The following is a 548-nucleotide window of genomic DNA, read 5'->3' on the forward strand; positions in this document are numbered from 1 at the left end:
AGTTTAATGTCTGGAAGTACTTAATCGCAGTATCTTTCGCGTAGAACGAACCGTTCAGTGCGGCAGATGCACCTTTGGACTCCGTCGTGCCGTAAACCGCCATATCATCAATAAGCAGAGAACTGTGCGCCACAATATCACCGACGACGAAATGTTGTTGGAAAGGGTGATTCGTCTTGAGATGCAATTGATGGCCTTTTGATTCAATGGTGCCACAAACGTTAGTATTGAATATATCGGTCGTACTGTGAGTCAAAATTTTACCAATAATGGTGTTGTACTTACCGTCAATATGAAGCGTCGACCCCGTTAGCACTATATCCCCATCGATGAGAACGTTATGCAGCTTTGTTGGATAAGCCGATAGAAGATCACCATAGATAACAGTGTGCTTGTTTTGGTAATCGTCGAGGTTTGATGCTTTCTCATTGTTAACCGTTAATCCGGTAGCGAGGGCGTGTAGCGAGATACGTTTATTGGGTTCACCAATTGTATTATTCCCCTCTAACACAATTCCATAATCTGCTTTTAATGTTATCTCTTTTTCC

At 42.5% G+C, this 548-nt stretch carries 1 pseudogene; it reads right to left on the reverse strand.

What is annotated here, in order from left to right:
• Positions 1-548, reverse strand: a pseudogene (locus R8N49_RS29700) (polymer-forming cytoskeletal protein); the annotation flags it as partial.

Source organism: Vibrio sp. 1978 (assembly GCF_033344345.1).